The 12,879-nt window shown below is 66.8% G+C and carries 11 protein-coding genes; 5 read left to right on the top strand and 6 right to left on the bottom strand.

Annotated features, from left to right (window positions below; translation table 11 throughout):
• The first annotated feature begins 150 nt into the window (after positions 1-150).
• Both groL and PY310_RS11800 read left to right on the top strand, forming a co-directional pair.
• Entirely contained in the window at positions 151-1,779 is a 1,629-nt protein-coding gene (gene groL, locus PY310_RS11805) for a chaperonin GroEL (RefSeq protein ID WP_275214572.1), read from the top strand.
• Between the two features lie 183 nt (positions 1,780-1,962).
• Complete coding sequence (locus tag PY310_RS11800; RefSeq protein ID WP_275214571.1) at positions 1,963-3,009, top strand: ribonuclease HI family protein; 1,047 nt, start codon at positions 1,963-1,965, stop codon at positions 3,007-3,009.
• Between the two features lie 21 nt (positions 3,010-3,030).
• Here PY310_RS11800 and PY310_RS11795 read toward each other — a convergent pair whose 3' ends face one another.
• The 6 genes from PY310_RS11795 to PY310_RS11770 all read right to left on the bottom strand — a co-directional run bounded on the left by PY310_RS11795 (position 3,031) and on the right by PY310_RS11770 (position 10,192).
• Positions 3,031-3,318, bottom strand: coding sequence for a WXG100 family type VII secretion target (locus PY310_RS11795; RefSeq protein WP_275214570.1), 288 nt, complete (start codon positions 3,316-3,318; stop codon positions 3,031-3,033).
• 107 nt (positions 3,319-3,425) lie between these two features.
• Complete coding sequence (locus PY310_RS11790) at positions 3,426-5,018, bottom strand: sensor histidine kinase (RefSeq protein ID WP_275214569.1); 1,593 nt, start codon at positions 5,016-5,018, stop codon at positions 3,426-3,428.
• A gap of 2 nt (positions 5,019-5,020) precedes the next feature.
• Positions 5,021-5,734, bottom strand: a complete 714-nt coding sequence (locus tag PY310_RS11785) for a response regulator transcription factor (RefSeq protein WP_056346636.1) — start codon at positions 5,732-5,734, stop codon at positions 5,021-5,023.
• Between the two features lie 61 nt (positions 5,735-5,795).
• Positions 5,796-7,439 carry a DNA repair helicase XPB gene (locus PY310_RS11780; protein WP_275214568.1) on the bottom strand — a complete coding sequence of 548 codons (1,644 nt, stop codon included), beginning with the start codon at positions 7,437-7,439 and terminating at the stop codon, positions 5,796-5,798.
• 13 nt (positions 7,440-7,452) lie between these two features.
• Positions 7,453-9,948, bottom strand: a complete 2,496-nt coding sequence (locus tag PY310_RS11775; protein WP_275214567.1) for a helicase-associated domain-containing protein — start codon at positions 9,946-9,948, stop codon at positions 7,453-7,455.
• Positions 9,949-9,958: 10 nt separating this feature from the next.
• The gene (locus tag PY310_RS11770) at positions 9,959-10,192 is read right to left on the bottom strand and encodes a hypothetical protein (RefSeq protein ID WP_275214566.1); all 234 of its coding nucleotides are present in this window, start codon (positions 10,190-10,192) and stop codon (positions 9,959-9,961) included.
• A gap of 311 nt (positions 10,193-10,503) precedes the next feature.
• On the opposite strand from PY310_RS11770, the gene PY310_RS11765 reads away from it, so the two are divergent.
• From PY310_RS11765 to PY310_RS11755, 3 genes are read left to right on the top strand one after another with little or no spacing between them, the layout of a single operon-like run.
• Positions 10,504-10,887: a cold-shock protein gene (locus PY310_RS11765; RefSeq protein WP_275214565.1), complete on the top strand. Its 384-nt coding sequence runs from the start codon at positions 10,504-10,506 to the stop codon at positions 10,885-10,887.
• A gap of 9 nt (positions 10,888-10,896) precedes the next feature.
• Positions 10,897-11,484, top strand: a complete 588-nt coding sequence (locus PY310_RS11760; RefSeq protein ID WP_275214564.1) for a DUF3027 domain-containing protein — start codon at positions 10,897-10,899, stop codon at positions 11,482-11,484.
• A 45-nt stretch (positions 11,485-11,529) separates the two neighbouring features.
• On the top strand, positions 11,530-12,849 hold the full coding sequence (locus tag PY310_RS11755; protein WP_275214622.1) for an MFS transporter: 1,320 nt from the start codon (positions 11,530-11,532) through the stop codon (positions 12,847-12,849).
• The last annotated feature ends 30 nt before the right edge of the window (positions 12,850-12,879 follow it).

Below are 12,879 nucleotides of genomic sequence, written 5' to 3'. Positions count from 1 at the left end.
CTTTGGCACCGGGCTCGGAGCGAGAGAAATACCTAGCTGGAGTGAGATCCCCAGCCCCGGCGTACAGAGGCCACGGGCGAAGGATCGTCCGTCGCGGGCACTGCAGTGCGGTTCATTCTTAACGACTGTCCCGAAAGGACTACTGCCGTTATGGCCAAGATCATTGCATTTGATGAAGAGGCACGCCGCGGTCTTGAGCGGGGCCTGAACATCCTCGCCGACGCCGTCAAGGTCACCCTCGGCCCGCGTGGACGCAACGTCGTCCTCGAAAAGAAGTGGGGCGCCCCCACGATCACCAACGATGGTGTTTCCATCGCCAAGGAGATCGAACTGGACGACCCTTACGAAAAGATCGGCGCCGAGCTGGTCAAGGAAGTTGCCAAGAAGACCGATGACGTCGCAGGCGACGGCACCACCACGGCAACCGTGCTGGCCCAGGCCCTGGTCAAGGAAGGCCTGCGCAACGTCGCGGCCGGCGCTGACCCGCTGTCCCTCAAGCGCGGCATCGAGAAGGCCGTAGAGGCCGTCACCGTTGAGCTGCTTGCCTCCGCCAAGGAAATCGAAACCAAGGAAGAGATCGCGGCCACCGCCTCCATCTCTGCTGGTGACGATGAAATCGGCGCCCTGATCGCCGAAGCCCTGGACAAGGTGGGCAAGGAAGGCGTCATCACCGTCGAGGAGTCCAACACCTTCGGCCTGGAGCTCGAACTCACCGAAGGCATGCGCTTCGACAAGGGTTACATCTCCGCTTACTTCGTGACTGACACCGAGCGTCAGGAAACGGTCCTTGAGGACCCGTACATCCTGATCGTGAACTCCAAGATCTCCAACGTCAAGGAACTGGTTGCTGTCCTGGAAAAGGTCATGCAGTCCAACAAGCCGCTGCTGATCATCGCCGAGGACATCGAAGGCGAGGCCCTGGCCACGCTGATCGTCAACAAGATCCGCGGCACGTTCAAGTCTGTTGCCGTCAAGGCTCCGGGCTTCGGCGACCGCCGCAAGGCCCAGCTGGCCGACATTGCTGTCCTCACCGGTGGCCAGGTCATCGCCGAGGAAGTCGGCCTCAAGCTGGAGACCGCCGGACTGGAACTCCTCGGCAAGGCCCGCAAGGTTGTTGTCACCAAGGACGAAACCACCATCGTCGAAGGTGCCGGCGACGCCGACCAGATCGCTGGCCGCGTTTCCCAGATCCGCGCCGAGATCGAAAACTCCGATTCGGACTACGACCGTGAGAAGCTGCAGGAACGCCTGGCCAAGCTGGCCGGCGGCGTTGCAGTCATCAAGGCCGGTGCCGCAACCGAGGTTGAGCTCAAGGAACGCAAGCACCGCATTGAGGACGCTGTCCGCAACGCCAAGGCTGCTGTTGAAGAAGGCATCGTCGCCGGTGGCGGCGTTGCACTGATCCAGGCCGGCGCCAAGGCGTTCGCCAACCTGAACCTCACGGGTGACGAGGCAACGGGCGCCAACATCGTCCGCGTTGCCATCGACGCCCCGCTGAAGCAGATCGCCTTCAACGCCGGCATGGAGCCCGGTGTTGTGGTGGACAAGGTCCGCGGCCTGCCCGCAGGCCATGGCCTGAACGCAGCCACCGGCGAATACGTCGACCTGCTGGCCGCCGGCATCAACGACCCGGTCAAGGTGACCCGCTCTGCCCTGCAGAACGCGGCCTCCATTGCCGGCCTCTTCCTCACCACCGAGGCCGTTGTGGCCGACAAGCCGGAGAAGAACGCTCCGGCCATGGGTGGCGGCGACGAGATGGGCGGCATGGGCGGCTTCTAGCCCCCGGCTTTCCAAGCACGACGCACCAAAGCACAACGCTCGACGGCGGTCCTCACCAAGGGTGGGGGCCGCCGTCGGCCGTTAAGCGCCGACATCAGGGGCAGGGGTCAGGGCGCCGACATCAGGGGCAGGGGTCAGGGCGCCGGCATCAAGGTCAGGCGGGATCTCTGGCAGGATGGAACAGTGACAATTACAGCAGCGGCCGACGGTTCGGCTTTAGGCAACCCGGGGCCGGCCGGCTGGGCCTGGTACGTGGACGACCACTCCTGGCGGGCGGGCGGATGGCCGCACGGCACCAACAACCAGGGCGAGCTGATGGCCGTCCTCGACTTGTTCCGTGCCACTGCCCACCTTCCCGATGAACACCTGAAGGTCCTCTGCGACAGCCAGTACGTTATCAACTCCATCACCAAATGGATGCCGGGCTGGAAACGGAAAGGCTGGCGAAAAGGGGACGGCAAGCCCGTGATGAACCTTGAGCTGCTCAAGGAACTGGACCGTGAACTTGCCGGCCGCAAGTACACGTTCGAATGGGTTAAAGGCCACGCCGGTCATGACCTCAACGAGGCGGCCGATGAACGGGCCCGCGCGGCGGCCACCGCCTACCAGCAGGGTGTCGCCGCCCGATCCGGGCCCGGCTTCGCCGGTGCGCCCGTTGCAGCAGGCCCGCCCGCAGGTGCCGCCGAGGCCGGGAACCAGTCCACCGAAGCCACCGGGCCGGCGGGCGCTGCGGCCGGGGCCGGGCGTACTGCCGCCCCGGCTGCCCGCAACGAGCCTTCTGCTGCCGTCAGCGCGGGCCGCTTTGGACAGGCCTCCTTTGCAGAGCCCGACCTGTTCAGCGAGCTCGAGGCCGAGGCGTTCGATCAGGCGGAGGCCACCGGGGCCGAGCCCAGCCCGGAGGCGATCGTCGAGGCCCTCGAACGCGAACTCGCCGGCCCTGAAGCCAGGGGCGATATTGGCCGCACCGGCGTCCTCCTGCACCCGGACTTCATGGAGATCGGAAGCTCCGGCAGGGTCTGGACCCGGGACGCCATGATGATGGCACTGGAAGAGGACCCGGGCAACCACACGGACCTCGAAATCCTGGGCGCGGACCGGATTGGCGCCGACGCGGTCCTGCTGACGTACCGAAGCTACGCGCGCTCGGGCCCGGTTCTCCGGAGCTCCCTGTGGGTACTGGACGGCACCAAGTGGCGGCTCCGGTTCCATCAGGGCACACCCGAAGCCTGAGGTTTACCACCGGCAACGGGCTCAGCTGAAGCGTTGCGTGTTTCCCTGCTCGGCCTGGGCATACGTGTTTGCCGCCGATGCCAGGGCCATGTTGATGGACGCCAGCGACGCCTCGACCTTGCCTTGGGTCAGCGTCCACTCCGTCACCAGGGCCTGGAAATTCGTGGCTGCCGAGCCGCGCCAGGTGCCCTGCAGTTCGTCCAGGCCGCGCTTCATGGTTTGGACGTCGGCGCTGATGCGGTCCACGGTGGCTTTGACGTTCGCTGATTTGAGCTCAAGCAGTTCGGTGTCGACGGAAATGATGCTCATGGCTGATGCCTCTCGATGTAGTGGGGCAGTCCGGCTGCCCGCCCGGCTGACCCGGGCCACTGCAACGAGCCTACGGAGCGGCGCAGCCGGCACGCCACGGCCGATTGTTATATGTGGATAACCTTGCCGTCGCCCGGGCCGCCGTGCAGTGAGTTCCCCTCGTGCATGGAGTTCTCCGCGGGCAGGGCGTTCCCTTCGGGTTGGCCGTTCCCCCCGTTTGGGTCATCCTCCGTCTGCCGGTCAGCCTCATCCTCGGCGCTGCTGTCAGCCGCCTCATTCCGGAGGGGCAGGCTGACCACCAGGGTTGCGCCGCCGCCGTCGGTCGTTGCCACCCTGACGGACCCGCCGTGTGAACCCACAATTGCGGCGACAATGGCGAGCCCCAGCCCGCTTCCGCCGGTCTCGCGGGTGCGGGAGGTGTCCGCGCGGTAGAAGCGCTCAAAGACCTTCGCTGCTTCCTCTTCCGAGATGCCGGGGCCGTGGTCCCGGACTTCAATGACGGCGCGTGGTTGTCCGCTGTCAGAGGTGCGGGTGCCTACGGCCAGCTCGATGGGACTGCCTTCGGGGGTGTAGCGCAGGGCATTGCCCACAAGGTTTCCCACCACCTGGCGCAGTTTCGCTTCGTCGCCCAGCACAGGGGCCGGTGCGGCGGGGCCGCCGTCGAGCCCGATCAGGGAGATGGTGCGGGTCCGCTCGCTCGCCTGGGTGTCCACCACGGCATCGTGCGCAATCAATTGCAGGTCAACGGGTTTCTGCTGGAGCGGGCGCTGTTCGTCCAGGCGCGCCAGCAACAGGAGGTCCTCCACCATGGACCCCATCCGTTTGGCTTCGCTTTCGATCCGGCCCATGGCCGTGGCCACATCCTCCTCGGTGGCAAGGGCGCCGTGGCGGTAAAGCTCCGAGAAGCCCCGGATGGTCACCAGCGGCGTTCGGAGTTCATGGGAGGCATCAGCCGCGAACCTGCGCATTCTGGCCTCGGAGGCGGTTCTGGCGGCAAAAGCGGTCTCAATGTGCGCCAGCATGGCATTCAGCGAGCTGCCGAGCCGGCCGAGTTCGGTGTGGGGGTTATCGATGTCCACGCGCCGGGAAAGGTCCCCCGCGGCGATGGCGGCAGCCGTCTTCTCCACCCGGGCCAAGGGACGGAAGGACCGGGACACGGTCCAGCTGGCAATCAGCGACGCGAGCAGCAGCGTGAGCAGGCCTGCCCCGCAGATCACCAGTGTGGCGTGTTTGAGGACGTCATCCACGCTCTGCAGCGGCAAGCCGATGACCACCACGGCAAGACGCCCGCCGCTGAGGACTGTCACGGCCACCACACGCCAGTTCTGCCCGTCGGTGCCCCGGACCTGGTAGGGCTGGGTTCCCCGCCTCTGGGCCTCTTCCAGGGAGATGCTGCTGATATCGGGACGGACATTGGCGTCTCCGCCGAACGGGTACGGTTCCTCGCCCGGAACAAAAAGGGTCAGCGAATAATCGGTGGGTACCACGATCGGATTGGGCGCCTGCAACGGCGTAAACGAGCGCTGCTTGCTGGCGAGTTCGACGGCGGCGTTCAGCTTGTCGTCCACCTGGCCCACCAGATAGCTGTGCAGCAGCGCCAGGGTTCCTGCCCCGGTGGCCGTCAGGGCAACAATCAGCAGCGCCATGATGATGGCGACCAGCTGGGACCTCAGGGAGGCCGACTTCCACCGCTGCAGCAAGGTCAGCGCTTCTCTGCCGTCCGGAGCACGTAGCCCACGCCCCGCTTGGTCTGGATCAGGGCCGGGGCATCCGGATCAATGTCCACCTTGCGGCGCAGGTAGGAGATGTAGGACTCCACAATCGAAGCGTCGCCGTTGAAGTTGTATTCCCAGACATGGTCAAGGATCTGGGATTTGGACAGCACCCGGTTGGGGTTAAGCATCAGGTAGCGCAGCAGCTTGAACTCGGTGGGGGAGAGCTCAATAACGGTGCCGCCGCGGCGCACCTCGTGCGCATCGTCGTCGAGCTCCAGGTCATCAACCCGGATGACGGCGTCGTCGTCATCCAGCAGCGGCTGCGTGCGGCGCAGGACGGCCCGGATGCGGGCCACCACCTCGTCCAGGCTGAAGGGCTTGGTGACGTAGTCGTCCCCGCCAACGGTGAGGCCGGTGACCTTGTCCTCGGTGTCGTCCTTCGCCGTCAGGAACAGGACGGGGAAGTGTTTGCCGGATGCCCGCAGCTTGCGGGTGACGGTAAACCCGTCCATGTCCGGCAGCATAACGTCCAGCACAGCCAGGTCCGGAGCGTGCAGCTCGGCGGCGGCCAGGGCGTCCCGTCCGTTGGCAGCCGAAACCACCTCGAAACCGGCGAAGCGAAGGGACGTGGACAGCAGCTCGCGGATGTTGGGTTCATCGTCAACAACGAGGAGCTTGGCTTCGGGACCGGTCTTCTTCATGCTCCCATCATGCTCCCAGAATCTGTGAGTTTTCTGGACGGCAGGTGTGTGTTCCGTGAGCCTAGGCGGCCCCCACATCCTTCGCGTCCATGATCCGGTAGGCGTACCCCTGCTCCGCCAGGAAGCGCTGCCTTTTAGCCGCAAAATCCTGATCGAGGGTGTCCCTGGCCACCAGCGAGTAGAAGCGGGCAGCCCGTCCGTCCTTCTTGGGCCGAAGCAGCCGGCCCAGCCGCTGGGCCTCTTCCTGGCGGGACCCGAACGAGCCCGAGACCTGGATGGCAACCGAGGCCTCCGGCAGGTCGATGGAGAAGTTGGCCACCTTCGAGACCACCAGCGTCTGCACGTCGCCGGCACGGAACGCGTCGAAGAGTTTTTGCCGTTCCTTCACCGAGGTATCGCCCTTGATGACGGGTGCGCCCAGGCGCTCGCCGATCTCGTCCAGCTGGTCAATGTACTGACCGATCACCAGCAGCTGGTCGCCCTGGTGCCGGGCAACCAACTCTTCGACAATCAGGGTCTTGGACTCCGACGTCGAACAGAGCCGGTACTTGTCCGCGTCCTCGGCCATGGCGTACGCCACGCGCTCGTCCCGGGGCAGGTCTATACGGACCTCGACGCAGTCCGCCGGCGCAATGTAGCCCTGGGACTCGATGTCCTTCCAGGGTGCGTCGTACCGTTTGGGACCGATAAGGCTGAAGACCTCGCCTTCGCGGCCGTCCTCCCGCACCAGGGTGGCCGTGAGGCCCAGCCGGCGGCGGGCCTGGAGATCGGCGGTCATGCGGAAGATGGGCGCCGGCAGCAGATGGACTTCGTCGTAGATGATCAGGCCCCAGTCGTGGCCGTCCACCAGCTCCAGGTGCGGGTAAAGGCCGCCCCGCTTGGTGGTGAGCACCTGGTAGGTGGCAATGGTTACCGGCCGGACCTCCTTGACCGCTCCGGAGTACTCGCCGATTTCGTCCTCCGTGAGGGAGGTGCGCTTGAGCAGCTCGTCTTTCCACTGGCGCGCGGCCACCGTGTTGGTGACCAGGATCAGCGTTGTGGTGGAACTGGTGGCCATGGCGGCGGCACCCACCAGGGTCTTCCCGGCACCGCAGGGGAGCACCACCACGCCGCTGCCGCCGGCCCAGAAATTCTCGGTGGCGAGCTGTTGGTAGGGGCGCAGCTTCCAGCCGTCCTCATTGAGGGCAATCAGGTGCGGTGTGCCGTCAACGTAGCCGGCGAGATCCTCTGCCGGCCAGCCGATCTTCAGGAGCAGCTGTTTGAGCTGGCCGCGCTGGGAGGAATGCACCACGATGGTTTCGCCATCAATCCGTGGCCCCAGGAGGGGTTGGATCTTCTTGGCCCGGATCACCTCTTCGAGGACCGGGTAGTCATCCGTGCGCATCACCAGCCCGTGCTGGGGGTCTTTTTCAAGGCGGAGCCGGCCGTACCGGGACATGGTCTCTTCGACGTCGATCAGCAGCGAATGCGGCACCGGGAACCGTGAGTATTTGAGCAGCGTGTCCAGGACCCGCTCCGCGTCCAGTCCGGCGGCGCGTGCATTCCAGAGGCCCAGGGGCGTCAGCCGGTAACTGTGCATGTGTTCGGGGGCGCGTTCCAGCTCTGCGAAGGGGGCGATCGCATGGCGGGCTTCGGTAGCGAGCTCGTGGTCCACTTCCAGCAGGATGGTCTTGTCGCTCTGGACAATCAGCGGGCCGTCGTTCACGTGCGGAGATCCTTCACTGCCGCAGTTCCTCCGCGGCTTCGACGTCGATGATGCGGTGGATGGAGAGGACACGCTCGGTTTCCTTGGCCGGATCGAAGACCCGGACACGGCCCCCGCCCACAGACAAGGGAACAACCGTTTCCAGGATGGAATTCCCGTGGCTGTCCACCACGTTCATGCTCACCAACTGCTTGAGCCGGATGGCGCGCTGCAGGGTCTCAAGGCCTAGCTGGGTGGCCGCTTCGCCGGACCCGATGGCGGTGTCCGGGCGGCCACCGCTGCCCGGGCGGCCATCCTGCCTGCCGTTCCGCAGCACAGCCAGTTGGGCAGCCACGTCATCCTCCGCAGGCGCGGTGCGCGGCGCGGTGTAAACGGGCCGGACGCTGCCCGGGACGCCGGTGGTCCGCCGGAGCCGGACCAGTGCGGGCTCGGATTCCTCTACAGACGGGGAGAACCCCAGCCCCCGCAGGACCTGGGCAGTTTCCCGGGGCGGCACCGCGGAGATCAGGACAGTCGGCGCGATGCGGGCCAGGCCCAGCAGGGCCGCCCGTGATTCGGACGCAAGCTCCAGGACCGCGGCCTCGTCATCGCTTTGGATGAAGCTGGCCGCTGCCCCCACCCGGAGACGGCCGTGCCTGGATGCGGTATCTTCCACCAGATATTCGAGCGGCTGGGGCACCGCCGTGCCTGAATGTTCCCGGAGGAACCCCAGCAGGCTCGACGCGTCATGTCCGGCGTCGAGCGCCCGCCTGATGGAGTCAGGGGAGAACCGGTAGATGGTGGCCGGGCCCTGGCCTTCAGCGTCGGCCATCAGCAGGAGCTTCTCGCTCAGCTCCGGGGCCAGGTAGCCAGGGGCAACGGCGGTGAGGTCTGCCTGGAGCAGGACGTGGTTAAGCGCGGCGGGCAGGTGTTCGCCGAGGATGTTCAAGGCTTCGTCCGGCTTGTCGTCGGCAATGGCGCTGCCGAGCTGGCTCAGCGCGCCGGATCCGGTCAGCCCCAGCAGCTCTGCTTCGGCCAGCACCCCCTTGATCAGGGAACTGAACCGGCGGGCCATCCGTGGCTGCGCCCATTCGGCCCGCTGCAGGACAGCGGCCGCGTCCAGGACCGGGGCCGTGCCGTCGACTGCACCCGCCTCATGCGTGAGTTCGTTCAGTATCTCCAGGATCCGTTTCCGGACCACCGGGGCGTCGGGGCGCTGCGCCTCGGCGGACAGGGCATTGACCGTGGTCCCGGCCAGCCCCCGGTGCGCGGCGGACGCGCCCGCCGGCCCGCTGACCGGCTGCCCCACCAGCGACGGGACGCGCTCGCTGGCAAGCCAGGCGTTGACCAGCCACAGCCATTGCTCCTGCCGGGTGAGGCCCAGCCACTCCAGATCCGGCGGCTGTACCCAGGTGGAGGAGTCAACATCCAGCCGCAGCAGGCCCGAGAGTGCACTGAGCTCCAGCAGCAGGCCCGCCTGGTGCTGATCGATACGCAGGAATTCGGCCAGCCGCTTCATCTCGCGCACGCCCACTCCGCCGCTGCGCAGGGTAACCAGCGGTTGTGCCCTGACGGCGTGCAGGAGCTCGCCCACCAGCCGGAGGGTTTCCGCGATGGCGCCCAAGGCCGCGTTCCGGCGAAGGGCAGCCGTGGTGCTGCCCAGTTGCGGAACCGGCGGTGAAAGGGTGAAGTCGTTGATGATGGCACCGCCGCGCAGGGACAGTCCCACGCTGTGGGGCAGTTCCACGTGGGCGGCGTCGAGCGGGACCAGGAGCCCCCGCGCGAGCAGCCAGTCGACGGGCCCGACGTCGGTGCCCTGATGTGTGACGGACGCTTTCCGTTGCGCCTGGGGGACGGCGCCCATGGCCCAGTTGCGGAATTTGGCGAGTAACGCCGTCGTCCGTTCCGGGGCTCCCGCCAAAGCCTGGGCGAGCGCCTCCGGTGAGGATGTCCAGTGCTGCAGCGCGAGCGCTGCCTCCATGGGGGTGGTGGCTTCCTGGATCGCGACGCCGCTGTGGCGCAGTTCGGCAACGAGCTGGACCACGCGCTGGGCGAACGCCGGCTGAAGCCGGACCAGCTCGGTGTAGCTGCGGCCCAGGCCGGCGGGGTAGATGCCCACCACGTCCTTGAGGCACCCCACGGGCAGGTAGTAGCGCTGACGGTGCCCTGCCGGAGTTCCGTGCGGCGGCTCGGCCCGGTGGATCAGGGCAAGGTCCTGGAGCGAGGTCAGGATGCGCTCCACGGCCGCCACGGTGGACCCGGCAATAAGCTTCCGCACGCCCGCCGCCGAAGCGCTGTGCGCTGTGTCCGTGTTGGTACACAGGTGGAGTGTCTCCAGCACCTGCATCTGGGGCCTGTTGAGACGCTCCAGGGCGCGTTGGACGCTGACCCTGGCGCTGGCCCTCGCGGCCAGGGCGGGAAAATCCGGGACCGGGGGAGAGATGAGGTCCGGCCGCGCCGCGAAGAGGGCCCGCAGCGAGTCGTCGCTGCGTGCCTCCAACTCTTTGCTGAGCGCGCGGATAAGGGACATCAGTCCAACGTTACAGCCCGCCGGACTTTCCCGCCCGGCGCCTTCCCGCCACGCTGTCCAGGACCAGGAAGAGCATCAGGAGGAAGGCCACGGGCAGTCCGTACAAGGCAACGGACGTGACCCAGACCGGGGCGGCCATGCCAGCGAAGGCCAGGGCCATTACAGCCCCGACCGCCACGAGGGAAAGAACGGCAACTACCGCTGCGGAAATCATCAGTGGGCGGCGGTAACGCGAGGGTGTCATGCACGTAACGCTAACAGGGCCGGCCGACACTGGGCCGGCCGACACTGGGCCGGGCGGCCCGGCGCCCTTGCCACCGGGCCGGCAGGAGCCACCGGGAACGGGCCGGACCACGGCGGGGCAAAGGGCGTGGCCACGGGGCAGCGCGGGGCATCACCAGGTGCCGGTGAAAGCGGAAATCCGTCCCCGGCAGGATAACCTTGAAGGAACAGACCAACACGGTCCGTCGCTGTCATACCCTGAACCCGCATATTGGTGCGGATGCGGTGACTGCCGGCCGTGTCTTAAGACGCAGAACGAAGAGGGTTGATTACGTGCCTACCGGCAAGGTCAAGTGGTATGACAAGGAAAAGGGTTTCGGCTTCCTCGCCGGCGAAGACGGCCAGGAGGTCTTCCTGCCCAAATCAGCGCTGCCCGAAGGCGTCACGGACCTGAAGGCCGGCACCCGCGTTGAGTTCGGCGTCGCGGACGGCCGGAAAGGCGCCCAGGCGCTCGGGCTGCGCGTCCTGGACAAAACCCCGTCCATCGCCAAGGCCAAGCGGCCAAACGCCCGGGACCTGGCGCCGCTGGTGCAGGACCTGGTGAGCGTCCTGGACAACCTCTCCGGAACCCTGTCTGCGGGCAAATACCCGGAAGGCAACAAGGGCAAAGCCATCGCGGCGGCCCTGCGTAAGGTTGCCGACGAGCTGGACGTTTAGGCCTTGGCTATGAACCCGGAAGCTGAACAGCCGGACGCTGAACAGCCGGACGCTGCCGCGGAGCCGGCCGGTGTTAAGGCTGCAGCCAAACGCCGCGCCGGCGTGCCCGTATGGCGGACCGGCAAACCGGATGCTTTTCTGGCGTCTGCCGTTGACGTGGCGCGGACCGCGCTCGAGGGCATCACGGCGCCGTCGGACATCGGGCAGCATATCGCCGCCAAAAGCGAGGGCGACCGGCTGGTCACCCATCTCTTCGAATCCAAGCTGCCCGGCTACCAGGGTTGGCAATGGTATGCGGTGGTGACCCGGAACTCGCGCTCCAAAGTGGTCACCGTCAGCGAGCTGGGCCTGCTCCCGTCCGAGGATTCCATCCTGTCCCCGGAATGGGTGCCGTGGGCCGAGCGCGTCCGCCCCGAAGACGCGCAGGCAGTGGAGGAATCGGACTCACAGGCTGGCCGGGGCCGCACGCCCGGGTCCGCGGCGCACGACGAACCGATCCCCGACGAGCCCGCCGACGAGCCCGCCGACGAGGGTGAACCCGCCGAGGAGGGTCCTGCCGATTCCGAAGAAGACGAACCCAACGGCGGGACTGACTAGGCAGTTGCTAACACGCAGGGTTGATCAACACGGAGGCCGGCCATGATGTCCACCTTCAAATCCCTGCACATCCTCAACTACCGGATCTGGTTCATTGGTGCGCTGGTTTCCAACATCGGAACCTGGATGCAGCGGACGGCCCAGGACTGGCTGGTGTTTGATCACCTGACGGATCAGGACGCCGGTGCCATGGGCATCACCATGGCCCTCCAGCTGGGACCCCAGCTGTTCCTGGCGCCGGTGGCCGGGCTTGTGGCGGACCGTTACAGCCGCAAACAGCTGCTCGTCATGACCCAGTCGGTGATGGCCCTGCTCAGTACCGGACTGGGGATCCTGGTTGTTATCGGAGCCGGGCAGCTGTGGCACGTGTATTGTTTTGCCCTTCTCCTGGGCCTGGTGTCCGCGCTGGACGCGCCGGTTCGCCAGACCTTCGTCTCTGAGCTGGTCCGCGACGATTACCTCTCCAACGCCGTCGCACTGAACAGTGCCTCCTTCAATGTGGCCCGCATGATCGGCCCCGCGGTGGCCGGGCTCCTGACGGTGGCCGTTGGCCCCGGCTGGGTGTTCCTGATCAACACCGTCACGTTCCTGGCCATGCTCCTGAGCCTGTGGCGGATCCCGACGGCGTCCTTGCGGCAGCTTCCCCGCGCGGCGCCCGGAAAAGGCCGTATCCGGGAGGGGCTGCGCTACGTGCGGTTCCGGCCGGACATTGTGGTGGTCCTGGTGGCGGTTTTCATTGTGGGGACCCTCGGGCTCAACTTCGTGCTCTTCATCGCTGCCATGGTGGGGACGGAGTTCGGGCTGGACGCCAGCGCCTTCGGGCTGATGAATTCGATCATGGCCATCGGGTCCGTGACCGGCGCACTCCTGTCCGCCGGCCGGGGCAAACCCCGGCTGCGGATGATCTTTGGCGCGGCCGCTGCCTTCGGCGTGACCTCCGGACTGGCCGCCCTGGCCCCGGACTACTTCTGGTTCGGTGTTGCGCTGGTGCCGGTGGGCCTGTTTGCGATCACCATGATGACCAGCGCGAACGGCTACGTCCAGACCACTACCGATCCGGTCATGCGGGGCAGGGTCATGGCCCTGTACATGGCCATCTTCATGGGCGGCACACCCATCGGGGCGCCGCTGGTGGGGTGGGTGGCCAATGTGGCCGGCCCCCGCTGGTCGCTGACCGTGGCCGCCGCCTCCGGGATCGCCGCGGCCCTGATCGGCATGGTGTGGATCATCCGGGCGCGGCAGCTCCGGCTGACATTCAATCGGCGGGCCCGCGGCCTGCGCCTCTTCAGCGTCGTCTCCACACTGGGGGACACAGCAAACGGCGCCGCCCGGGACCAGAAGCCGGACGACGCCGTCGAACGCTGACGCACTTACGCTCCCCTGCGGGACGCTCAT

The organism is Pseudarthrobacter naphthalenicus, assembly GCF_029076445.1.
GTDB classification, from domain to species: domain Bacteria; phylum Actinomycetota; class Actinomycetes; order Actinomycetales; family Micrococcaceae; genus Arthrobacter; species Arthrobacter naphthalenicus.
This window is presented reverse-complemented; position numbering and strand designations above follow the sequence as displayed.